This window comes from Roseibium sp. JB4-4 (assembly GCF_055693425.1).
This window is the reverse complement of sequence record NZ_CM146333.1, coordinates 286118-308661: the sequence shown is the minus strand read 5'-3', so window position 1 is coordinate 308661 and position 22544 is coordinate 286118. Positions and strand designations below refer to the sequence as shown.

17 protein-coding genes, 1 tRNA gene and 1 pseudogene are annotated in these 22544 nt (G+C 53.1%); 6 read left to right on the top strand and 13 right to left on the bottom strand.

Going from position 1 to position 22544, the window contains the following annotated elements:
* Positions 1-12 precede the first annotated feature (12 nt).
* Complete coding sequence (gene pdhA, locus ACZ1HV_RS01450) at positions 13-1062, bottom strand: pyruvate dehydrogenase (acetyl-transferring) E1 component subunit alpha (protein ID WP_472717092.1); 1050 nt, start codon at positions 1060-1062, stop codon at positions 13-15.
* Positions 1063-1236: 174 nt separating this feature from the next.
* Positions 1237-1578 carry an FtsB family cell division protein gene (locus ACZ1HV_RS01445; protein WP_298963168.1) on the bottom strand — a complete coding sequence of 114 codons (342 nt, stop codon included), beginning with the start codon at positions 1576-1578 and terminating at the stop codon, positions 1237-1239.
* A 124-nt stretch (positions 1579-1702) separates the two neighbouring features.
* Between ACZ1HV_RS01445 and ACZ1HV_RS01440 the strand changes: the two genes are divergently transcribed.
* Positions 1703-2356: a protein-L-isoaspartate(D-aspartate) O-methyltransferase gene (locus ACZ1HV_RS01440; RefSeq protein WP_472717091.1), complete on the top strand. Its 654-nt coding sequence runs from the start codon at positions 1703-1705 to the stop codon at positions 2354-2356.
* A 4-nt stretch (positions 2357-2360) separates the two neighbouring features.
* On the opposite strand, the gene mfd is transcribed toward ACZ1HV_RS01440, so the two are convergent.
* Positions 2361-5846 carry a transcription-repair coupling factor gene (gene mfd, locus ACZ1HV_RS01435; RefSeq protein WP_472717090.1) on the bottom strand — a complete coding sequence of 1162 codons (3486 nt, stop codon included), beginning with the start codon at positions 5844-5846 and terminating at the stop codon, positions 2361-2363.
* Positions 5847-5865: 19 nt separating this feature from the next.
* Positions 5866-6192 (bottom strand): FAD assembly factor SdhE, encoded by a 327-nt coding sequence (locus tag ACZ1HV_RS01430; RefSeq protein WP_472717089.1) that lies wholly within the window; start codon positions 6190-6192, stop codon positions 5866-5868.
* Between the two features lie 229 nt (positions 6193-6421).
* On the opposite strand from ACZ1HV_RS01430, the gene recG reads away from it, so the two are divergent.
* Complete coding sequence (gene recG, locus ACZ1HV_RS01425; protein WP_472717088.1) at positions 6422-8524, top strand: ATP-dependent DNA helicase RecG; 2103 nt, start codon at positions 6422-6424, stop codon at positions 8522-8524.
* On the opposite strand, the gene ACZ1HV_RS01420 is transcribed toward recG, so the two are convergent.
* Positions 8525-9262: a DUF502 domain-containing protein gene (locus tag ACZ1HV_RS01420; RefSeq protein ID WP_152501649.1), complete on the bottom strand. Its 738-nt coding sequence runs from the start codon at positions 9260-9262 to the stop codon at positions 8525-8527.
* A 142-nt stretch (positions 9263-9404) separates the two neighbouring features.
* Between ACZ1HV_RS01420 and ACZ1HV_RS01415 the strand changes: the two genes are divergently transcribed.
* Entirely contained in the window at positions 9405-9800 is a 396-nt protein-coding gene (locus ACZ1HV_RS01415) for a YbaN family protein (RefSeq protein WP_472717087.1), read from the top strand.
* Positions 9801-9806: 6 nt separating this feature from the next.
* Here ACZ1HV_RS01415 and ACZ1HV_RS01410 read toward each other — a convergent pair whose 3' ends face one another.
* The 3 genes from ACZ1HV_RS01410 to glmU all read right to left on the bottom strand — a co-directional run bounded on the left by ACZ1HV_RS01410 (position 9807) and on the right by glmU (position 13550).
* Positions 9807-10244, bottom strand: coding sequence for a GNAT family acetyltransferase (locus ACZ1HV_RS01410; RefSeq protein ID WP_472717086.1), 438 nt, complete (start codon positions 10242-10244; stop codon positions 9807-9809).
* Between the two features lie 3 nt (positions 10245-10247).
* Complete coding sequence (glmS, locus tag ACZ1HV_RS01405; RefSeq protein ID WP_472717085.1) at positions 10248-12074, bottom strand: glutamine--fructose-6-phosphate transaminase (isomerizing); 1827 nt, start codon at positions 12072-12074, stop codon at positions 10248-10250.
* A 120-nt stretch (positions 12075-12194) separates the two neighbouring features.
* Complete coding sequence (glmU, locus tag ACZ1HV_RS01400) at positions 12195-13550, bottom strand: bifunctional UDP-N-acetylglucosamine diphosphorylase/glucosamine-1-phosphate N-acetyltransferase GlmU (RefSeq protein WP_472717084.1); 1356 nt, start codon at positions 13548-13550, stop codon at positions 12195-12197.
* 182 nt (positions 13551-13732) lie between these two features.
* Between glmU and ACZ1HV_RS01395 the strand changes: the two genes are divergently transcribed.
* On the top strand, positions 13733-14491 hold the full coding sequence (locus tag ACZ1HV_RS01395) for a hypothetical protein (RefSeq protein ID WP_472717083.1): 759 nt from the start codon (positions 13733-13735) through the stop codon (positions 14489-14491).
* Entirely contained in the window at positions 14436-14960 is a 525-nt protein-coding gene (locus ACZ1HV_RS01390; RefSeq protein WP_472717082.1) for a hypothetical protein, read from the top strand. The genes ACZ1HV_RS01395 and ACZ1HV_RS01390 overlap by 56 nt, the downstream gene beginning before the upstream one ends.
* An 83-nt stretch (positions 14961-15043) precedes the next feature.
* Here ACZ1HV_RS01390 and ACZ1HV_RS01385 read toward each other — a convergent pair whose 3' ends face one another.
* From ACZ1HV_RS01385 to ACZ1HV_RS01375, 3 genes are all read right to left on the bottom strand, one after another.
* Positions 15044-15784 carry a cytochrome c biogenesis CcdA family protein gene (locus tag ACZ1HV_RS01385; protein ID WP_298821931.1) on the bottom strand — a complete coding sequence of 247 codons (741 nt, stop codon included), beginning with the start codon at positions 15782-15784 and terminating at the stop codon, positions 15044-15046.
* Positions 15785-15932: 148 nt separating this feature from the next.
* Positions 15933-16961: a TAXI family TRAP transporter solute-binding subunit gene (locus tag ACZ1HV_RS01380; protein WP_472717081.1), complete on the bottom strand. Its 1029-nt coding sequence runs from the start codon at positions 16959-16961 to the stop codon at positions 15933-15935.
* A 193-nt stretch (positions 16962-17154) separates the two neighbouring features.
* Positions 17155-17448 (bottom strand): hypothetical protein, encoded by a 294-nt coding sequence (locus ACZ1HV_RS01375; RefSeq protein WP_152501642.1) that lies wholly within the window; start codon positions 17446-17448, stop codon positions 17155-17157.
* Positions 17449-17819: 371 nt separating this feature from the next.
* Between ACZ1HV_RS01375 and ACZ1HV_RS01370 the strand changes: the two genes are divergently transcribed.
* A tRNA-Lys gene (locus ACZ1HV_RS01370) sits at positions 17820-17895 on the top strand.
* Between the two features lie 239 nt (positions 17896-18134).
* Here ACZ1HV_RS01370 and ACZ1HV_RS01365 read toward each other — a convergent pair.
* Positions 18135-21283 (bottom strand): annotated as a pseudogene (locus ACZ1HV_RS01365) (efflux RND transporter permease subunit).
* Positions 21284-22447, bottom strand: coding sequence for an efflux RND transporter periplasmic adaptor subunit (locus tag ACZ1HV_RS01360; protein ID WP_298821933.1), 1164 nt, complete (start codon positions 22445-22447; stop codon positions 21284-21286). It lies immediately after the preceding pseudogene.
* Positions 22448-22544 lie beyond the last annotated feature (97 nt).

Sequence of the window (22544 nt, the reverse complement as noted above, 5' to 3'; positions counted from 1 at the left end):
TTTCCCCCGGCGTTAAAGCAGAATGTCAGTGTATAGTTCAGACACATCCGGCTCCGGATCAGTCTGAGCAAATTCAGCAGCTTCGGCGACCCGTGCGCGGACATCCTTGTCGATGCCCTTGAGGTCGTCCTCGCTCGCCCACTTGTTTTCCAGAAGGCGGGCACGAACCTGCTCAATCGGATCGTGTTCGGTCCGCATTTTCTGCACTTCGTCCTTGGAGCGGTATTTCGCCGGGTCGGACATGGAATGACCGCGATAGCGATAAGTGATCATTTCCAGGATAAACGGGCCCTTGCCTTCACGGCACCAAGTCAATGCCTTTTCAGAGGCTGCCTTGACTGCACGGACATCCATGCCGTCCACTTGTTCGCCCGGGATGCCGAAGGAGGCACCACGCTGGGAGAGGTCGGTCATTGCGGATGCGCGCGCAACGCTTGTACCCATGCCGTATTTGTTGTTTTCGATCACGTAAACAACGGGGAGCTTCCAAAGCTCGGCCATGTTGAAGCTTTCGTAGACCTGCCCCTGATTGGAGGCACCATCACCGAAGAAAGCCATCGCAACATTGCCGTTGTCCCGATATTTGTTGGCAAAGCCCAGGCCCGTTCCAAGCGACACCTGTGCGCCAACAATCCCGTGGCCTCCATAGAAATGCTTTTCCTTGGAGAACATGTGCATTGAACCGCCCTTGCCTTTCGACAAGCCGCCGCGGCGTCCGGTAAGTTCCGCCATCACGCCCCTGGGGTCGAGGTCCATGGCCAGCATGTGCCCGTGATCACGGTAGCCGGTGATCATCTGATCGCCGTCTCTCTTGGCCATCTGCATACCGACGACGACAGCTTCCTGCCCGATGTACAAATGGCAAAACCCGCCGATGAAACCCATGCCGTACAGCTGTCCGGCTTTTTCTTCGAATCGGCGAATGAGTAGCATTTCGCGGTAAGCGTGGAGTTCTTCGTCCTTGTCGAACTCGGCGATCGCAGGCTTCGCCTTTTTGGCGGAGCTGCGGGTCCGGCTTGTGCTCTTTGAGCTAGCGGAAGTGGTTTTTCTTGCTGCGGCCATAACCCTCTTCTCGGCGTGACGTTTCCCCTAAGACAGGTAGGAGCAACTTATCCGCTCCCTTCTGTCAATCCAATCCATCGTTTTCTGATTCTTGAATTGATTTAAATAATTGCTTTGGAAGAGAAAAATAACACTTAACTGAAATTTGATTAATCAAGAACAATAAACCAATTTTTAGTTCACATCGTATCGATGCCCAGGACGAAGCACAACCAACTCGGTTTCGTGAACCAGATTAAGATTGAGACGCGCGCGCTCATCAAGCATATCGGGATCAAGGCTCTCAGGCCGAAGCAGGCTGACCCTTGCCACAAGCTCTTGACGCTCTGCGGACAAGTCGGCCAACTCTGCCTCAAGTTCTGAAACTTGCCGCTCGATCATGGCTCTGCCAACCAGCCCGAGCTCGCCGCTCATGGCATGAAAGCCAAAATAGCCAAGCGCTGCGATTGCGATCGCTGGCGTTATCAGGCGACGAAGAAAGGATTGCTTACGCTGACGGGTAGCTGCTCGGGGCACTCTTTGGACCTTAACGCTTCAACTCTGGTCTCTTTGTCTGAGTACTATGAGGCGTTAGGTTTAATAGAATCTTGAGACGCGACAAAAATGCTCGTCTTCGTTGTGAAAGACTGGAGCCACACATATGGCCCCCTTTGATGCAGAACGTGACGAAATGGTTCTGATCCAGCTGGAGAGGCGTGGGGTCAAAGACCCCAGAGTACTCGATGCAATGCGGTCTGTCCCCAGACACCTTTTTGTACCTATTGAGCAACGCCACGTCGCTTACAGGGACGGACCTTTGTCAATCGGACACTGCCAAACCATTTCTCAACCCTACATCGTCGCGCTGATGGCAGAACTATTGCAGTTGAAAGCAGATGGTATTTGCCTGGATGTCGGAACTGGGTCCGGTTATGCGGCAGCCGTATTGGCCAAGCTCTGTGCCCATGTCTCCAGTGTCGAGCGTCTTCCCGAGCTCGTGGGTACTGCGAGAAACAACCTCATCGCGGCTGGATCCAGAAATATTGACATTGTCTGCGGAGACGGCAGCCTCGGATATCCCGAGGGAGCCCCTTACGATGCAATTGCGGTCGCTGCCGGAGCCCCCTTTGTTCCTGAACCGCTCAAGGAGCAACTGAAGCCTGGTGGTCGCCTCGTGGTTCCTGTCGGTCCATCCCGAAGGCTTCAGGAGCTGATCGTCGTCCGCCGCATTTCTGATGGAGCTTATGAAACGGAAAACGTGGGTGGCGTCGCGTTTGTTCCCTTTGTCGGCGCTCATGCCTGGCCAGAAAACTAACGGCTCACGCAGCAGCCAGGCGCGCAAGTTTGGTTAAGACAGTCGCTGTTCCCTTCAGACGGGTATCCGTGTTTTCCCAATCCCGTGTGAGCACAATTTTCTGATCGGGACGGATTTTGGCCAGGACACCCTGTTCAGCAATGTAAGACACGAGACCTGGTGGATTTGCGAACTCGGAATTGCGGAAACTGACAACTATGCCCTTCGGCCCCGCATCGACTTTCTCAACATTGGCCTTACGGCAAAGCCCTTTGATGAAAACAATCTTGAGAAGGTGTTGAACTTCGTCCGGCAACGGTCCGAACCGGTCGATCATTTCAGCACCAAACGCATCGATTTCTTCCGCTTCGGTTACATCGCCAAGTCGGCGATAGAGCTGCAGACGGAGCTGAAGGTCGGCGACATAATCTTCGGGAATAAGAACGGGTGTACCGATGTTGATCTGAGGAGACCATTGTTCGTCACCAAAATCAGCGCCGCCGTCTTTCAATTGCGCCACGGCTTCTTCCAGCATCTGCTGGTAGAGTTCAAATCCGACCTCTTTGACGTGACCCGATTGCTCTTCTCCCAACAGATTCCCTGCCCCACGAATGTCCAGATCGTGGCTGGCCAACTGGAAACCGGCTCCAAGCGTCTCCAGAGATTGAAGCACCTTGAGCCGCCGCTCAGCCGTCGCAGTCAACGTCTTGTTTGCAGGCACAGTGAAAAGCGCATAGGCACGCGTTTTGGATCTGCCCACGCGGCCGCGCAGCTGGTAAAGTTGTGAAAGTCCGAACATGTCGGCTCTGTGCACGATCAGCGTATTCGCTGTTGGAATATCGAGGCCAGATTCCACAATCGTTGTCGACAGAAGCACATTGTACTTGCCCTCATAGAAGGCATTCATGACGTCTTCCAGTTCGCCGGACGGCATTTGACCGTGAGCGACCGCAACCTTCAGTTCAGGAACTTGCTCTTCCATAAAGGCCATGCGCTCTGCAAGGTCGGACAAACGCGGACAGACATAAAAGCTCTGCCCGCCCCGATAGTGCTCACGCAACAAGGCTTCGCGAACCACCAGAGGGTCATAGGGGGAAACAAATGTTCTCACCGCCAATCGGTCAACAGGCGGTGTTGCGATGAGGGAAAGTTCCCGAACACCTGTCAACGCAAGCTGCAATGTTCTCGGAATCGGCGTCGCAGAAAGCGTGAGAACGTGGACATCCGATTTCAGTTCCTTTAGCCGCTCCTTGTGCTTCACACCGAAATGCTGCTCTTCATCGATGACGAGCAACCCGAGGTCACGGAATTGAACGGATTTACCGAGCAACGCATGCGTTCCGACGACAATATCTATCGAACCGTCTGCAAGCCCCTTTTTTGTTTGTGTCAGCTGACGGGTTGGTACGAGTCGCGACGCGTGAGCGACATTGATCGGCAAACCATGGAAGCGATCCGTGAAGGTCTTGAAGTGTTGGCGTGCCAGCAACGTGGTTGGCACCACAACTGCAACCTGGCGCCCTGACATGGCTGCAATAAAGGCTGCCCGCAGAGCAACCTCTGTTTTTCCAAATCCAACGTCGCCGCAAACAAGCCGGTCCATCGGTCGGCCAGAAGAAAGGTCCTCGAACACGGAGTCGATTGCCGTCAACTGGTCGTCTGTTTCCTCGTAGGGAAAGCGCGTTGCAAATTCGTCGTAGACGCCTTCCGGCGTTTCGACGACTGGCGCTGTTTTCAAAGCGCGCTGTGCCGCCGTCTTGATCAATCCATCGGCAATTTCGAGGATGCGTTTCTTGAGTTTTGCCTTACGGGCCTGCCAGGCTCCTCCACCCAGCTTGTCCAGTTGTGCATCCTGGTCCTCCGAGCCGTATCGAGACAACAGCTCGATGTTTTCAACCGGCAAATAAAGTTTGTCTCCACCTGCATATTTCAGTTCGAGACAATCGTGTGGAGCGCCAACGGCTTCAATGGTTTTCAGACCGATGAAGCGACCTATGCCATGCTCGACGTGAACGACAAGGTCACCTTCAGAAAGGCCAGTTGCTTCTGTAATGACATTGGCACCCTTGGCTTTTCGGCGTGATTTACGCACCAGACGGTCGCCAAGAATGTCCTGTTCGCCGATAAAGGCGATGTTCTGAAGCTCGAAGCCATGCTCAATACCAAGAACGCAGAGCGCTGAAGTCTTCACTTGCAGAGATTGTGTCTGTTCGAAAGAATCGACTTCCTGAACCGAACCAAGTCCATGGTCAGCCAGGATCTGTCCGAGGCGGTCACGAGAGCCATCCGACCAGCAGGCAATAACCGTGCGCTTTCCAGAGGCCTGCAACTCCCGCACATGAGCTGTGAGTGCATCGAAGATGTTTACATCTCCGGCGGCCCGCTCTGCGGCAAAGCTGCGACCTTGCCTGCCGCCAAGCGCAATGACCGTTTTGCCGCTTCCCGGTGGCGGCGTAAATGCATCCAGCGCGGCGCTCGCCCTGTCGGCGATGGCAGTGGTCCACTCTTGTTCTGAAATATAGAGGCGGTTTGGTTCGATAGGCATATAGGGTACGGTTCCTGCACCGGCCCCCATCTCACGCGCTTCCTGACGGGCTCTATAATGTTCGCTGATCTGTTCGGCCCGTTCACGCACCGCATCGGCAGTGTTGGTGTCAAGTACAATGGGAGCATCCCCGACATAGTCGAAAATCGTTTCAAGACTGTCGTGGAACAGCGGCAACCAATGTTCCATACCAGCATAACGCCTACCGTCACTGATCGACTGGTAAAGAACATCTTCGCGACTGGCTGCGCCAAAGCTTGCCAAATACGATTTCCTGAACCGTGAAATCGCCTCGTCCGACAAGACAACCTCGCTCATTGGCACAAGGTCTAGGCGCTTTAGCTGTTTGGACGTGCGTTGTGTTTCAGCATTGAAGGATCGAATGGATTCAAGCGTATCTCCAAAGAAATCAAGGCGAACCGGCTCTTCTGAACCCGGCGCAAACAAGTCTACAATTCCGCCTCGGACTGCGTATTCACCTGTTTCCCGCACTGTTGGCGTACGCGAAAACCCATTCATCTCCAGCCAATTGGAAATCGCGGACATGTCGACCTGATTTCCTGGTGCCATTGAAAAGGTTTGTTCGGCCATGAACGAACGCTCCGGCACACGCTGGAGAGCAGCATTGAGCGTCGTGAGCAGGATCGTTTTCTGCCTGGTCTGAATACCGTGTGCGAGCTGACCCAATGCGAGCAAACGCCTGGCACTGATGGCTGTATTTGGTGAGACGCGATCGTAAGGCAGGCAATCCCATGCGGGCAGCTGAACGATGTTTGCTGAAGGGTCAAAGAAGGCCAACGCTTCACTGACCATTGCCATGCGTGTTGCGTCACGCGCGACAAAGACAAGCGAAAGTCCTTCGGTTTCACACTCGGAAAGGAGCTTTGCAAGCGCATAGCTTTCAGCGCCGTCGGGTACACCGGCCAACGTGACATTGGCCCGGTCTTTCAGAAGGCTGTCAAACACAGCATTTGTCCTTAGAAGTCTATTTCGAAAAGCCGGCCGGACCGGCTTTTTTGTGATAAGCGATTATTCGGCGATAAAGTGGTCCATTCCACTCCTGAGGCAGAGGTTTGCGACCAGTCATCCAGGCGTAGAGGTCTTGATCATGTGCTGTAAGCAAATGTTCCAGTTCCAGCATTTCTTTTTCGTTGAGACCGTCTATCTCAGCGTCCGCAAAGCCTCCGAGTAGCAGATCCATCTCTTTCATACCGCGGTGCCAGCAGCGAAATAGAACCTTCTTGCGGCGGGCATCTCTGACTACACCTTTCGCAGGGCTCTGAGATCCGGGAGTGCTGGAAGCGTCTGTCATGGCTGGCCTTCAAGATAATGATCCGTGCTGCGGACCGTGTTGCATCGCAGATCTGCTGAATTGCATCGGGCTGAAGAAATTGGTCGCGGATATATAACGTTGGTGGGGCGACTTGTCAGCGCCTGAGTTCTCAGAATGTTCTATTTGTTGCGAAACAGTCGCCCTTCATGCCAGAACAGTCGTCAGGTCGCGAAAAGACCGACTGCAAACGAGGTATTTGACCAATAAAATGCGCCCTCCGGTTCTCGACCCACTATTTGCACCAGTTTCCACATTGCCTGGCATCGGACCGAAAATCGCAAAGCTTTTGTCCGGATTGGTCGGATCACAGCCGGATCGCGATGCGACCGTTGCAGACCTCCTGTTTCACATACCTCACAGCTTGATAGACAGACGCCACAGGCCCGGAATCGCCTATTCCGAAAATGGAGATATCGTTACGCTGGACGTCACTATCGGCAGGCATGCAGCACCGCCCCGTCATTCCAAGGCACCATACAAGATCACAGCATTCGACGCGACAGGGCAAATCAGCTTCGTCTTCTTTCATCCCCGAAGAGACTGGTTGGAAAAGAACTATCCCGAAGGCGAAAGACGGATCGTATCCGGAAAGGTCGAGTGGTTTCAGGACAAGCCACAGATGGTCCACCCCGACTATTCTCTGGCACCTGACGAAGCCGAACAGATGCCTCCCATTGAGCCAGTCTATCCTTTAACAGCCGGGGTCGCCGCGAAAACGCTTCAAAAAGCAATGAAGGCCGCAACAGACAAGGTCCCGCACCTGCCAGAATGGCTTGACCAAGCCTATTTGCAAAAAACCGGCTGGCCGGACTTTAATGATGCGCTCAGGGCTCTTCACGCACCTGAAGAGCGGCAGGATCTGGACCCGCAGTCAGCTTATATGCAAAGGCTTGCCTATGACGAGCTTCTGGCCAGCCAGCTCGCGCTCGCTATGGTTCGCAAGCACATGCGTACGCTCGGCGGCGTCTCACGAATGCCAGAAGGAAGATTGCAGGCCGCCGTCATTGGTTCTTTGCCTTTCCGACTAACCGACAGCCAGGAACAGGCTATCAAGGAAATCAACGCCGACCTTTCAGAACCCATAAGAATGCTTCGTCTCCTTCAAGGTGATGTCGGTGCCGGCAAGACTGTAGTGGCCTTGGCAGCTTTGGCTCAGGTTATCGAAACGGGTGCGCAAGGTGCTCTCATGGCGCCAACTGAAATCCTGGCACGGCAGCATCTCAGTTCAATGGCCCCATTGTGTGAGAAATCCGGGATCCGACTTGCACTGATAACCGGCAAGGACAGTCAGAAAGAAAGACGTCTGAGACAGGAACAACTGGACCGGGGAGAAATCGATCTTGTTGTCGGCACCCATGCCCTTTTCCAGGGTAACGTTACCTTCAAAGACCTTGGAATGGTCGTGGTTGATGAACAACACCGCTTTGGAGTTCATCAGCGACTAGCCCTGTCAGCCAAGGGCCAAGGCGTAGATGTACTCGTCATGACCGCGACACCCATTCCGAGAACTCTCGTACTCACCGGCTTCGGTGACATGGATGTCTCAAGACTGACGGACAAACCAGCAGGCCGAAAACCGGTCAAAACCGTGTCTGTCTCTCTGGATCGCCTTGATGAAATCATTGGCCGCGTCGGCGCTGCTGTGTCTGAAGGCCAAAAAGTCTATTGGGTCTGTCCGCTTGTTGAAGAATCCGAGAAAATCGACCTGGCTGCCGTAGAAGACAGGCACCGTGTTCTGGAGGATTTTCTGAATCAACGCGTGTCGCTCGTCCACGGCCGCATGACAGCGGATGAGAAAGACGCTGCAATGACGGATTTCAAATCCGGTGCAACCAAAATACTCGTGGCAACCACTGTCATAGAGGTTGGGGTCGATGTCCCCGATGCCACGATTATCGTCATTGAACATGCCGAGCGTTTCGGGCTTGCTCAATTGCACCAGCTCAGAGGTCGCGTCGGCCGCGGAGACAAAGCCTCCTCATGTGTACTTCTCTATAAAGGTCCGCTCGGTGAAACCGCAGGTGCACGGCTCAACATCATGCGGGAAACCAACGATGGTTTCCTAATCGCTGAAGAAGACCTGAAGCTACGCGGTGGTGGAGAAATCCTCGGCACAAGGCAATCCGGAACGCCTGGCTTCCGGATCGCCAGAGCTGACGAGCATGCAGATTTGATGGAAGTCGCTCGAGACGACGCGAGACTAATTCTTGAAATGGATCCCGAGCTTGAGACCACGCGTGGCCAAGCCTTGCGTGCCCTGCTCTACCTTTTTGGAAGGGACGCGGCAATCCGGCTTTTGAGAGCCGGCTAGTCAGGCATCCTCCCGTTCCCGGATCTGCTTCAACTTTTCAGGGTCTGCAATGACGTCTTCCAGAATTTCAGGATAGTCGGGGCTGACAAGACCGGCTGATATCACCAGTTTGGCGGCCTCCTCGACACTCATGGACAGCTCGACAATGTCTTCCTTTGGAACGAAAAGCAGAAAACCGGACGTCGGATTGGGCGTTGTCGGCAAGAAGACTGACATTGTGTCGGCCTTGCCTTTCAACCGCCTTTCAACTTCACCCTTGGTTTCCGTGGAAATAAACGCGATCGCCCATAGTCCCTTACGTGGATATTCGATCAAAGCCGCCTTGGTAAAACTATTTCCACGCTCATCAAGTACTGTCTCAAAAATTTGCTTTAACCCGCTGTAAATATTGCGAACCAACGGCATTCGGCCCAGCAGACTTTCACCGACTGAGATCAAACTGCGCCCAAGAAAATTGGCAGCCAGAAAGCCAACAATAGTCAAGACGAAAATCGCAACAATGAGGCCAAACCCGGGAACAGGAAACGGCAGATATGTTTCAGGATTGTAGATCCTGGGCACAAACGGCTTTACCCAGCCGTCGACCCATTTGATGAAGGTCCAGGTCAACCATAGCGTGATACCAATCGGTCCTGTAATAACCAGGCCTGTCAGGAAGTAGTTTCGCAGGCGAGTTGCCGCACCTGGTCTATGACCTATCTTGTGCGGATCATCTGAATTATCTTTGTGCCTGGTCATGAATAAAACCGACTGACTTTCCTTTTGTGCTCGCCATTCCGTGTGACGTCACTTAGATAAGCATCATTATCGCAAGGCGGTATGCTTCGCTTGATTTATTTTTCGGCGATATACGCCAAAATTGCCGAATTCGGAGGCAGCGTTGCGGCGAGCCACGTTCAAACTTTTGGGAACCGGTTGTGTTGGCCTCGGAATTGTCGGTGCATTTCTGCCGCTCCTTCCAAGCACGATCTTCTTTATTCTTGCGGCTGCCTGTTTTGCACGGTCCTCTCCCGCGCTTGAAACCAGGATCTTAAGTCATCCGGTTTTCGGCCCGCCGGTGGTTGCCTGGCGGGAACATGGCGCTATAGGCCGTAAATCCAAGGCGATTGCCGTTGCAGGCATGAGTTTTGGCTATGGCATGTTTTTCTACACCGCCCAGCCATCGGCCTGGCTGGCAATCCTGGTCGGCCTCTTCATGATCGGTTGCGCGGCCTATGTGCTAAGCCGACCTTCGGGCCCAAAACCACAGCAGGTTGAAGAGCAGTCAGAAGCATGAATGAAATCAATTGTCTGGAATGAGCCGCTTTCCGAGCGGAACTGCCTTATCTTCAATATATCCAAGTTTCTCATAAAACTTCAGGACATGCTCGTTTCCTCGGCGCACGAACAGATTGATTTTCGGGCATCCAAGTGCTTCCAAAAACGCTTCGCAATGTTCCATCAGCAATTTGCCGAGACCAGAGGATTGATGACCCGGCTCCACGCTTAGGTAATAGATTGAGCCTCGATGACCATCGTAACTGGCCATCACGGAACCGATGACCTGATCACCCAAAAGCATCACGAAAAATGCGCCATTCCGGTCAGACAGCTTCCGGTCGATATCTTTGTCGGGGTCATTCCAGGCCCTCGTCAGCCCGCACTTCTCCCAAAGGCTGATGACCTCTTGCCGAAAACGCTCCTCGAAATGGGTTATTTTTGGTTCTTGAGATGAAGACATTGGCTATTCCACGGTCACAGATTTTGCGAGGTTTCGAGGTTGGTCGACATCCGTGCCCATGAAAACCGCGGTGTGATAGGCAATAAGCTGAACAGGCAAGGCATAAATGATTGGTGCAACAATATCCGACATATCCGGAAGAACGACAGTGTTTTGGGCCGCGTTCCCGCATTCCCGTGCGCCGCGTTGGTCTGTGAGGAGCACAATATTGCCGCCCCGCGCGGCAACTTCCTGCATGTTGGAGACCGTTTTCTCGTAAATTCCGTCATAGGGAGCAATGACGAAGACAGGCATATTCTCGTCGATCAACGCGATCGGTCCATGCTTCAATTCACCTGCCGCGTAGCCTTCAGCGTGGATATACGAGAGCTCCTTGAGTTTGAGCGCGCCTTCCAGCGCAAGAGGGAAATTCGTGGCCCGGCCGAGATAGAGCGCGTTGTTGGCTTTCGACAGAGGTTGCGAGAGCTTCTCAATATCGGCTTCCAAACCAAGCGCCTTCAGTGCCAGGCTTGGCACCTCCGTCAGTTCAGCAACAAGTGAACGTTCACGTTCGGCTGAAAGCACCCCTCGCTCACGGCCAGCCTGAAGTGCGAGCGCGGCAAGAACTGCAAGTTGGCAGGTGAAGGCCTTTGTCGACGCCACGCCAATTTCCGGACCTGCGATTGTCGGGAAAACCATGTCAGCCTCACGCGCGATCGTGCTTTCAGGAACATTGACGATTGCACCGATTGCTGCCCCGTGCTCTTTGCAATAACGCAGCGATGCCAACGTGTCGGCCGTTTCACCGGATTGCGAGATGAAGAGTGCTGTATCCATCGCACCAACGGGCGTTTCCCGGTATCGAAACTCACTCGCGATATCGATTTCAACTGGAAGACGTGCGTATTTCTCAAACCAGTATTTGGCAACAAGTCCAGCCAGATATGCGGTCCCGCAAGCCGTAACAATGAGCCTGGAAAGATCCTTGAAATTGAGTGCTTGCGAACCGTCAACTTTCGCCGCGTTTGCGGAATAATCAAAGTACCGAGACAATGTGTGACCAAGCACTTCTGGCTGTTCGTGAATTTCCTTAGCCATAAAATGCTTGTAATTTCCCTTGTCCATAAGGCTGGACGTCACTGAAGACCTGGCTTCAGGGCGAACAACTTTGTGGTTGTCCTGGTCATAAATCTCGGCACCGGAACGGGTTACAACCGCCCAGTCACCCTCTTCCAGATAAGTGATGCGATCTGTGAAGGGTGAAAGCGCAATCGCGTCGGACCCTAAAAACATTTCCCCTTCACCATGGCCAATGGCCAATGGCGATCCTTTGCGCGCACCAATCATAAGGTTCCCTTCACCTTCAAAAAGAAGTGCGAGGGCAAAGGCTCCCTTCAATCTTGGCAGCATGCCAGCAACGGCGTCTTGGGGAGACAGTCCTTTCGCCATTGCAATATTGATAAGGTGGGCGACGACTTCCGTGTCGGTTTCAGTATCCAGAATGGCTCCGGCGCCAACTATTTCGTCCCTCAAGTCGAAATAGTTTTCAATAATGCCATTGTGCACAACGGTGACAGAACCTGCCTGATGGGGATGAGCATTTGAGACGGTTGGCGCTCCATGTGTTGCCCAACGCGTGTGCCCTATCCCGGACGTACCAGATAGAGGCGCGTTTTCGAGAGAGCTTTCCAAATTGCGCAGCTTTCCTTCTGCACGGCGCCGCACGATCTTGCCATCGACCAGCGTCGCCACACCGGCAGAATCATAGCCGCGATATTCAAGCCTTTTCAGGGAATCAATGATCCTGGGAGCAGCTTCAATATTACCCAAAACGCCGACAATGCCACACATGAAGAATGCCTTAAAAACCTGATTTGTCTGATCGCATTGCTTTAGACGACAGAGCCTTGGGGACTGAAATCAAACCCTGTTTCAGAACGTGACAAGATTTTGCCCAAAGCCTGGAAAACGTCAGGCTTTTGAGTCCTTCTCAGCCTGCAATTTTTCTCGAAGCTTCTTCGCTCGTCCGGTCTTCTCGATTTGCTTCGACCGTCCGAAGACAAGCGAATCTCTCGAAACATCGTTGGTGATCACGCTTCCAGCCGACACAAAAGCTCCGTTACCGAGTTTGATTGGTGCAACAAGTGTTGAGTTGGATCCGACAAAACTGCCAGCACCAACTTCGGTTCTGTGTTTGAGGTAACCATCGTAGTTACACGTTATTGTACCAGCGCCTATATTTGACTTTGATCCGACACTGGCATCCCCGATGTAACTGAGGTGATTTGCCTTTGCGCCGGAACCGAATGTTGCGTTCTTCACTTCAACAAAATTTCCGACACGCGTATCTGATCCAAGCACAGCTCCGGGACGCAGGCGAGCATAGGGCCCGACAATGCTGTCAGCTCCCACGGTGGCACCTTCCAGATGACTGAATGCCCTGATTTTCGCGCCTTTCGCCACTTTTACACCGGCGGCAAAAACGACATTCTGTTCCACCGTGACCCCAGGTTCGAGGTTCGTGTCGTGTGAAAAGAACACTGTGTGTGGCGCAACGAGCGTGCACCCCTTTTCGAGCGCGTCCATGCGCATTCTCTTCTGAAAGTCGGCTTCGCAAGATGCTAGTTGAAGACGCGTGTTGATCCCTTGTGTTTCTGTTTCTGAACCAGTCACCGCCACAACTTTCAAACCGCGCGCGTTTGCAACTTCAACCGCGTCTGTGAGGTAAAACTCGTTTTTTGCATTTTCGTTTCCGATAGCTTCCATCAGAGACAAGGCATGCTGACCTGCAAAACCCATTATGCCTGAGTTACATACCGTGATCTTTCGCTCTTCCTCACTCGCGTCCTTTTCCTCGCGAATGGCAGTCAACTGCCCGTCTTTGATGAGCAAACGGCCATATCCAAATGGATTTGCAGACCTGAAGCCGAGAACGGCGACATCTGCGCCTGATTGCAGAGCCTGACGGACTTTCATGATCGTCGAAGCTGTCACCAGTGGTGTGTCGCCGAATACGACCACTACATCGTCGGCCTCGATCTCCAATGCAGGCTTTGCCGATAAGGCAGCATGTGCCGTTCCAAGCCTGTCATGTTGAACATAACAACGCGCTGTCGGCGCAAGTCGGTAAACAAGCTCCTCAAGCTGCGGCATGTCAGGGCCGGTGACCACCGAAATTCTGTCCGAGCCGGCTTGTTTCAACACCTTCAAGACATGTCCAACCATCGGCAGGCCGCCGATCTCATGCATCACTTTTGGCAGATCGGACTTCATGCGTGTACCAAGGCCGGCGGCAAGGACAATTGAAAGGCAGCTGCGCGTTGTCATGGAAGTTCCATTTTCGAAAGCATGTGTCGATCAGGTGGAATCGGTCTTTATATGCCCCGATCCACAGAACATTGAAAGATCTGACTTAAGCCCCATTTCCGTTTGCCGTCCGTTAACCATAATTAGCACCTGATACGCTATCTTCTGTGAGATTCGATATTCGCGATCGGGAAACCGGGTAATTGGCAAAGCCTCAGGAACAAAAAACACTCAGGGATACCATCCGTGAAACCTTCACGCCTTCTCGTGTTGGGCTGCTTTCCTGGGCTTTTATTGCAGTTATCATGGGAACAATTGGAGTTGCGTCCTACCAATTCGGTGGCGACACTCCAAATCGTTCTTCGGGTTCACTGGTAACTTCCGGCCTGGTTTTGCCGCCCGCGGGTGATATCGAGACGACTGCGTCGACCCCTGCAACTGGACGCATCCCCGTCGAAATCCTCCAAGTACCGCACAACAGACTGGATTTTGATGCGGTCAATCTGAACCAAAGCCAGATTGAAGTTCTTCAACGCGAAATTGTTGGGCTGCGCCGAAGGCTCAGTGCATTGACCGAACAGAATGTGGCCTATTCTCGCCGAATAGCGGCTCTAGAGAAGCAGGTGGCGGTCGCAAAGCTGTCGGACGCAGCAAACCCAATAACGCGAGGTGACGCGAGCATTGAACCCGCACCGGGTGTGGTGATTACCAGAGCGAAACCTGACCGGCAAAACTCAATTGCGTCCCAGACAGCGGTCGCAGACGATCCGAGTGTCACCCAACAAATCAATACCGGAATAGAAATGTTGGCCGGGAACAAACGGGACACTACACAGAAAAACGTCCCGCCGCGTAGAATCGCCATCTACACCCCCAAAGGCAAAACGCCCGGCGAATTTGTCACAGATGAAGCAAACCAGGAACCTGTACGAGATCGTGCAATTGCCTCAGGTCGGCCCTGACCCAATCGTGACGGGTTCAATACCAGCGCAAGCCGTTGACACACTGCCGGAGCAAATAACGCCTCCGGCTGAGCCATTCGACGCAAACCCGACCCAAACTCGAGCCAAACCTGCGGTCATTTCTCCCTCCAGTGCAGCGGGACGGTTGCGTGGAGGTGGAGAAAATCAGATCAAACGCAGTGATTTTGGGGCCGTGATCGGTCACTACAGAAACATCGCTTCTGCTGCCAAGGCCTGGGCCGATTTCAAGGAACAGAACGAAGAACGCATGCGTGATCTTCGCCCGCTTCTCATGAACAGGCAAGGCACTGAGGGTGGTATCGCCCTTCTCGTCGGACCCTTTGGAAATGCTGCCGACGCAGCTGTTGCCTGCCTGCATCTGCTGGACGTGACCAGCCTGTGCCACCCTGCCCTTTATGCAGGCGAACCCTTGATTGCTGCGGCTGAATTCAGGGACACCGCATTCTAAAGACTGCAGGTGTGCTTTGTGCCTCGGCAAGTACCGGTCTCGGTTTGACGGCTTCGCTAACTCAGTTCCAATGCTTTGCCTTGCTATCCAATATACTGGAACGCTGGAAATGTCTCCAGCAGCCAATATGAGAATACGGCCATTTGCCCGGTCAAAAACAGCACCCCGGTCAAAACAAGCACACCACCCATGGTTTTTTCCACCGCCCCCATGTGCTTGCGGAAACGTTTCATGAAATTCAGGAACGGACCCGCGAAAAGGGCTGCAATCAGAAACGGAACGCCCAGCCCGACCGCATAAGCACTCAGCAGAAGCGCACCTTGACCGACGGTATCCTCAGTGCCTGCCACAAACAGGATCGCAGCAAGGATCGGACCGACACACGGCGTCCAGCCAAATCCGAAAGCAAGGCCGATGACATAAGCGCCCAACGGACCTGCGGGCTTCCTGTCGACGTGGACTCGCGCTTCTCGATAAAGAAGACCTATTCGAAACACCCCGAGAAAGTGGAGACCCATGATGATGATCGCAACGCCAGCGATGTACCCGAGATAGTCAAGATAGGCCCGGATGAACTGGCCAAGAAAACTTGCCGTTGCACCCAGCAAGACAAATACGGTTGAAAACCCCAGCACGAAAATCAACGCGCTGAAGAATACGCGCCGGGTAGCAGCATGCTTGTCGTCGTCCTCGCCTGTGAGTTCTTCAAGCGAAACGCCAGCAAGAAAACCGAGATAAGGAGGCACCAGAGGCAGCACGCATGGAGAGACGAATGACAGGACACCTGCCAATGCGGCGCCAACAATTGTCACATCCTGGATCATCTAAATTTCCGGCTTAGTTTGGATTGAGGTCCGACCGTAGCCGGGTTGTTGTCTACAAACCTGTTTAACTGCACTGACTGCTTGCAAAAAGACAAAAGCCGCTCACCTTTTAGCGAGGTGCCTCATCTCAGTCAGCCGATGTCAATTTTCAAGGCAATAAGCCCTGTTCCTGAAAAAAGCGCAATGCGCCAGGATGTAGCGGTGCCGCTGCGCCAAAGTCAGTCATATTGCCAGAACTCAAGGCACCAAGTGCCGGGTGCAACTCCTTGAAACCTTCAAAGTTCTCGTAAACCGCCTTCACAAGAGTTTCAACGATTTCATCCGGCATCTTTGCCGATGTCATAAAGGTCGCAACAACGCCGAACGATTCGATCGCAGTTTCATTGCCATAGGTATCAGCAGGTATGTCGGCCCTTCTGTAATATGGAGACTGTTGAAGGATCGCATCGACTGCAGAACTCTCAATACCGAGTAGCCTGACGCCGCATTGCTGCTGCGTTTCTTCAATCAACGCTGCCGGATGACCGATAAGTACGAAATATGCATCGATGGTGTCAGAACAGAGCGCGTCGGCCAGTTGGGATGTCTTCAGGTTTGAAAGATTGCCTTGGTCTTCATCTGTCCAACCGATCCTGCGAATAATGGCAGACCAGGAAGCCGCGGAACCGGATCCGCTGCTTCCGACATTGATCCGGGCGCCCTTTAGATCATCGAACTTCTCGTACCCTGAACTTCGCTTCACAACGACAGTGGCGACTTCCGGATGCAGCGAGAAAACGGTCCGGAGATCATCGAAAGGTACCGATGACGCGAAGATGGAACTCCCGTGATAGGCGTGGTGTGCCCAATCCGATTGAACGTAGCCAAAATCAAGGTTCCCTTCCCTCAACTGATCAATGTTGGAGATAGACCCAAGCGTGGTTTCAGCCGAGCACCTGACACCATGATCGTGTCGGCCCAGATTGACAATCCTGCAAGTCGCTCCACCAGAAGGGTAGTAGACCCCAGTTACTCCGGCCGTGCCGATCGTGACGAAATACTGATCGTCGCTCAAGGCGGAGCTAGTGGCCGTGCTTAAAGCAAGCGCGAGTGTAACAACGGCAAGACAAGATGACCGGAATCCCGTTCCTGACCCAGATTTTGAAGAAATAAAAAAATAAACCCATCTCCTCGACATGCTCGCACCGTATTGCCGGGCAACGAATACCAAATCAAAAGGTTTCTGACCAGTTCACCTTGCCTGGTTCCGCTGGACAGAAGCAGTTTGTCACAGACAACAAAAAAGGCGCTCAAGCGCCCGTTTGAACTCAGACTTCTGCCTGAATGAACATGCTCCGGCCCCCAACCCAAGGCCGGTCATATCCACACGTCTAGTTTGCCTTCCCTCCGTTTATGACTTCGAACAGCTGTCCTTCCAGGGTCTCCTGATCGGCACCGTCCCTCAAACCCTGGCGCCACTGATCAAGTATCAGTCTCAAACCCAGCGTCTCACGGCTATGTGGAAGATCACCCACGAAGGATGCGAAAAACGCATCCAGCTGTTGCCTGTCTATCAAGCCCTGATCAATCAGTCCGTGAATGAGGGTCATCGTTGCCGCGATGTGCCCTTTCACGAAATCGAACTCCACCGAGCTCGTGTGTGTGTCCATCGTTGTTGATTGCATGTAACCTCTCAAGTGCCCAAAGACGTTACCCCACAAAGCTTTATTGCGCCACCTGACAGTTTTTGCAGGAGAATGATCATTATTTTCTTAAATTTGAATCTATTTGATTAGCATTTAAAATGTATTTGAAATGAATAGCTGTATATTCAATTTTTCATCGCTACTAATAGATTTTTTTATTTGATTTTTCTTTCACGCTTGAGTTCTCATGGGCGTTTATTCAGCGTTCAAACAGCATTCGTTATGTTTTTTTCGAGGCTGTTGAAAAAATCGAAATTGCCTCTTGCAATGTCCTCTTTGTCGGCCTAAACACACGCCACCAACGCGGTGGCGACCATAGCGAACCGTGTTGTTGCACCGGAAATTGGTGAGAGCCGATAGCTCAGCTGGTAGAGCAACTGACTTTTAATCAGTAGGTCCAGGGTTCGAACCCCTGTCGGCTCACCAATATTTCCAAAGGCTTAGCGATACATCCAAAATCTTGAGCGAGATTTATCTGCGTGGCGATTGAACGCTGACGCGATGCCTTTTGCGGTTTGTTGAACGCAAATGAAAAAGAGCCGACCCTTTAACAAGCGCCGGCCCTCATCACTCTCAATAACCCTTAAGAACCGACCCATTTGCTAGGTCATTTCCAGGTATTGGCTGCTTAAGACTTCGATAAGCAAGAAAGCTGAAATTCGGCCCTAACCGACCGGGTTTTCTTTCTGAATGTGCGTTTCGCCACCTAAAAGGCCTTTCACCTTCTCGCGGAGCGTCTGAAGGCTCACATAAAGAATTGGGATCAGGAGAACACCAATCGAGGTTGCGAACAGCATGCCTCCGAATACGGCAAAGCCAATGGCTTTCTGACTGGCTGCACCGGCGCTCGAAGCTGTCATCAACGGTACAACGCCCAGCAGGAATGACAATGCGGTCATCATGACGGCGCGGAAACGCAAGTGCGCTGCTTCAACAGCCGCGTCGCGAATACCTTTGCCGCTGTCACGCTGTTCCATAGCAAACTCGACAATCAGAATCGCGTTCTTGGCCCCCATGCCCACGAGCATGATCATTCCGATCTGTGTATAGAGATTGACATCCCCCCCGTCACAAAAACCGCAACCAGGGCACCCAGAATTGCGAACGAAACAGACATCAAAATGGCGACCGGCATGGTCCAGCTCTCGTACTGAGCAACCAGGAACAAATAGGTGAAAAGCACCGACAACATGAGAATGAACATCACAATGTTGCCCGACCCCAGCTGCTGAAGTGCAGTGCCCGTCCACTCGTAGGTATATCCGGGCGGCAAGGCTTCCTGTGCGGCTGTCTGTACCTCGTTGATGACGACGCCCGTCGATGCACCGGGGGCCGGGTCAGCCATTACGGCAGCCGAGCGGAACATATTGTATCGTGTCAGGATCTGCGGTCCGAGGACGTTCTCAGTGGTCAGGATGCTGCGCATTGGCACCATCGTTCCATCGTCGGTCCGGACATAGAGAGCGCCAATGTCTTCAACACGATCCCGAAACTGTCCCTCAGCCTGAATCATAACCTTGTAAACACGGCCGAATATGTTGAAATCGTTGATATAGTAGGAGCCAAGATAGGCCTGCAAGGTCGTAAAGACATCGGAGACGTTGACCCCGAGGGTCTTGGCCTTCTGCCGGTCCAGGTCAACAAACACCTGAGGAACGTTCGCCCTGAAGGTCGAATAGGCACGTGCGATCTCTGCACTTTGGTTGGCAGAGTAGACCATGGAGCCCACTGCTGACGCGAGATCCTGCGGAGTTCCGTCCGCAGTCTGTTGCAGCATCAATTGGACGCCGCCTGTTGTGCCAAGGCCGGGAATCGGCGGCGGGTTGAAGGCAATGATATTTGCGCCCGGGATTGTTGAAAACTCCGCCCAGAACTTTCCAAGGATCGCATCGATCTTGAGGTCCGGCTGCTGGCGGTCTTCCCAATTGCTCATTGTTGCAATCACAAGCGCCGCATTCGAAGAAGTGGCACCGTTCAGAATAGAAAACCCGTTCACAATAACGACGTTCTCAACACCAGGGGTGTTTGAAGTCAGCTCGACAACACGCTCTGTGACGCTCTCGGTCCTCTGGAGCGAGGCACCGTCAGGCAACTGCACGTCGACCATGAGGTAACCCTGGTCCTCGGAAGGCAGAAAGCCCTGAGGCAAAGTCCCACCGAGTGTCACAATCACAGCTATGACACCGGCAACAATTGCAACGCCGACAAATGCAACACGTACAAGTCTGCGCACGACTGCGGTATAGCCATCCCTGATCGATGTAATGCCGCGATCAAACATTCCCATGATGCCGCGCGGCGGGCCAGAACGCGCTTTTAGGATTAGGCCGCAAAGCGCTGGAGACAGGGTCAAGGCGTTGATTGAGGAGATCACCACCGACACGGAAATCGTCACCGCAAACTGCGAATAGAGCCGCCCAGTAATGCCTGGCATGAAGATTGTCGGTACAAAAACAGCAAGCAGAACCAGGGTGGTGGCTATCACCGGACTGGTGATCTGTTCCATGGCTTTCGCAGTTGCTTCTTTGGGCGGCAATCCTTCATCTGCAATGATGCGTTCCACGTTCTCAACAACGACGATCGCATCATCGACCACGATACCAATCGCTAGGACGAGAGCAAAAAGCGAAATGGTATTGAGTGACATGCCGAGTGCAAGCAGGACAGCAAACGTTCCGATCAACGAGACCGGGATGGCGACGGTGGGAATGATCGTGGCCCGCCAATTGCCAAGGAACACAAACACGACCGAGACAACCAGCAGAAAGGTCAGGAAGAGCGTTGCAATCACGTCATCCAGCGATGCCTGAACAAAGTCGGTAGTGTTGAACGGCACGCCATAGGCCATGTCGGGAGGAAACGTCTCTGACAGGCTGTCCAGACGTTTCAAGACATCCTCGGCCACTTGCAAGGCGTTTGCGCCTGGGGCCTGGTAGATCGCTAGGACGGTTGACGGCTGTCCGTTGAACTCGCCGGATGCATTATAAAACTGCGCACCGAGCTCGACCCGGGCGACATCACCAATCGTGACTGTGGCCCCATCACTTCCGGTTCGAAGTACAATCTCTTCAAACTCTTCGGGTGTCGACAACCGGCCCTTGGCTTTGATTGTGTACTGGAACTGTTGTCCATCAGGGACCGGCGGTGCCCCGATCTGGCCCGCGGCAACCTGAATGTTCTGATCACGAACCGCGTTGATAAAGTCCGTTGGAGTCATTCCAAGGCTTGTCAGCTTATCCGGATCGAGCCAGATCCGCATGCCGTAAGCGAAATCGGTCATGACATCGGCGCGGCCAACACCTTGAACGCGCGCGAGCGCATCCTTCAGGTTGATCGAGGCATAGTTCGACAGAAAAACTTCGTCATAGGTGCCTTTCGGCGAATAAAGCGTGACAACCAGAAGCATGTTGGTGCTGGCCTTTTGGACCGTCACGCCATTTGCGGTGACTTCACTCGGCAGCTGGCTGGTCGCCTGGCTCACACGGTTCTGGGTATTGACCGTCGCAATGTCAGGATCCGTTCCGACATTGAATGTCACGTTCAAGGAATAGTTGCCGCTGTCATTGCTCGTCGACTGCATGTAGATCATGTCGTCGACGCCATTGACCTGCCCCTCAATCGGAGCAGCTACTGTTTCTTCCAGGACTTCAGCGTTCGCTCCGGTATAAGTTGCAGATACGTTGACGACAGGCGGCGTAATATTTGGAAACTGCTCAACAGGAAGCGCCAGGTAACCCAGGATCCCTGCGATCGTAATCACAATAGAAATAACCAGCGCAAATTTTGGCCGGTAGATGAAAAATTTTGAAAACATTTAGCTTTGCTCCGCCGGCTTGGCTGCAAGATCGGGGGTTACTTCGACACCAGGCCTGACTTTCTGCAAGCCTTCGATAATAACCTCATCGCCTTCCGCCAGTCCTTTGGTCACCACAAAATTCGTTTCGATTTGCTGTCCGAGTTCGACATATTTTTGCTCGACCTTCTTGTCGGAGGTAACCGCGAGCGCAAAAGCTCCCTGCTGGTCGCGCTGAATGGCAGCTTGCGGGACAACAAGCGCCGTTTCAGTTTTGGGAGCCTCAAGCACAACGGTGACATAGGTACCCGCCAACAGGCGCACATCCTTGTTTTGGAATTGGCCTCTAAAGGATATTGTGCCCGTGGTTGGATCTACCTGATTGTCGATATAGACAATTTTGCCCTTCTCTCCGTATGCCTCCCCATTCGGGAGAATCAGATTGATGTCGGGTGACTCTTCCGGACTGATGTCTGCCGGTTTGATGCCATGTGTTTTCACCGCGTCCAGATACTGCGCTTCTGAAACCGAGAAATTTACATAGACAGGCGCAAGCCGGATAAGCTTTGCGAGCGGCTGTGTGCTCGGACCAACGACTTCCCCAACGCTGTAGGTCGATTTACCGATTTGGCCAGGAAACGGTGCAGACACATCGGTATAGCTCAGGTTGAGTTCAGCCTGCTGAAGAGCGGATTGCGCAGCCTCGACAGAAGCTTCGGCCTGCTGCTTTTGCGCGAGTGTTGCCTCATAAGCGGCTTCAGAGACGTGTCCTTTTTCCAGCAAATCCTTGTCGCGCTTTTCATCGGCCGCCTTCAGCGCCGAATCAGCCTTTGCGCTCGCGACATCAGCTTTTGCCTTTGTCAGTTCTGCTTCATATTGCGCTTTTTCGATCGTGAAAAGCAGATCGTCCTGTTTCACAACGGAACCGTCCGGGACAGCTTTGTCCTCCAGAAATCCACTGACCCGTGCAATCAGATCCACCTGGTCGACAGCTTCGATTTGTCCGACAAATCGCGCACTATCGCGAACATCCTGTGACGTGACCTTTGCAACAGTCACCGCGGGCGGCGGTGGCGCGGGTGCTTCCGTCTGTTGAGAGCTGTCCGAGCAAGCAGCCAGAAATACGGCAGATACTCCGGCAATTACAATTGAACGGTGAAAAGAGGAAAAGTGAAAAATGGACATTCATGAAGCTCCGCTGTCAGACCCTTGAGGCCGAGGCGCACGATTGAACTTCACTATAAAAGGACTTGTTGATTCAACAAGAGATTATTCTGCCCGC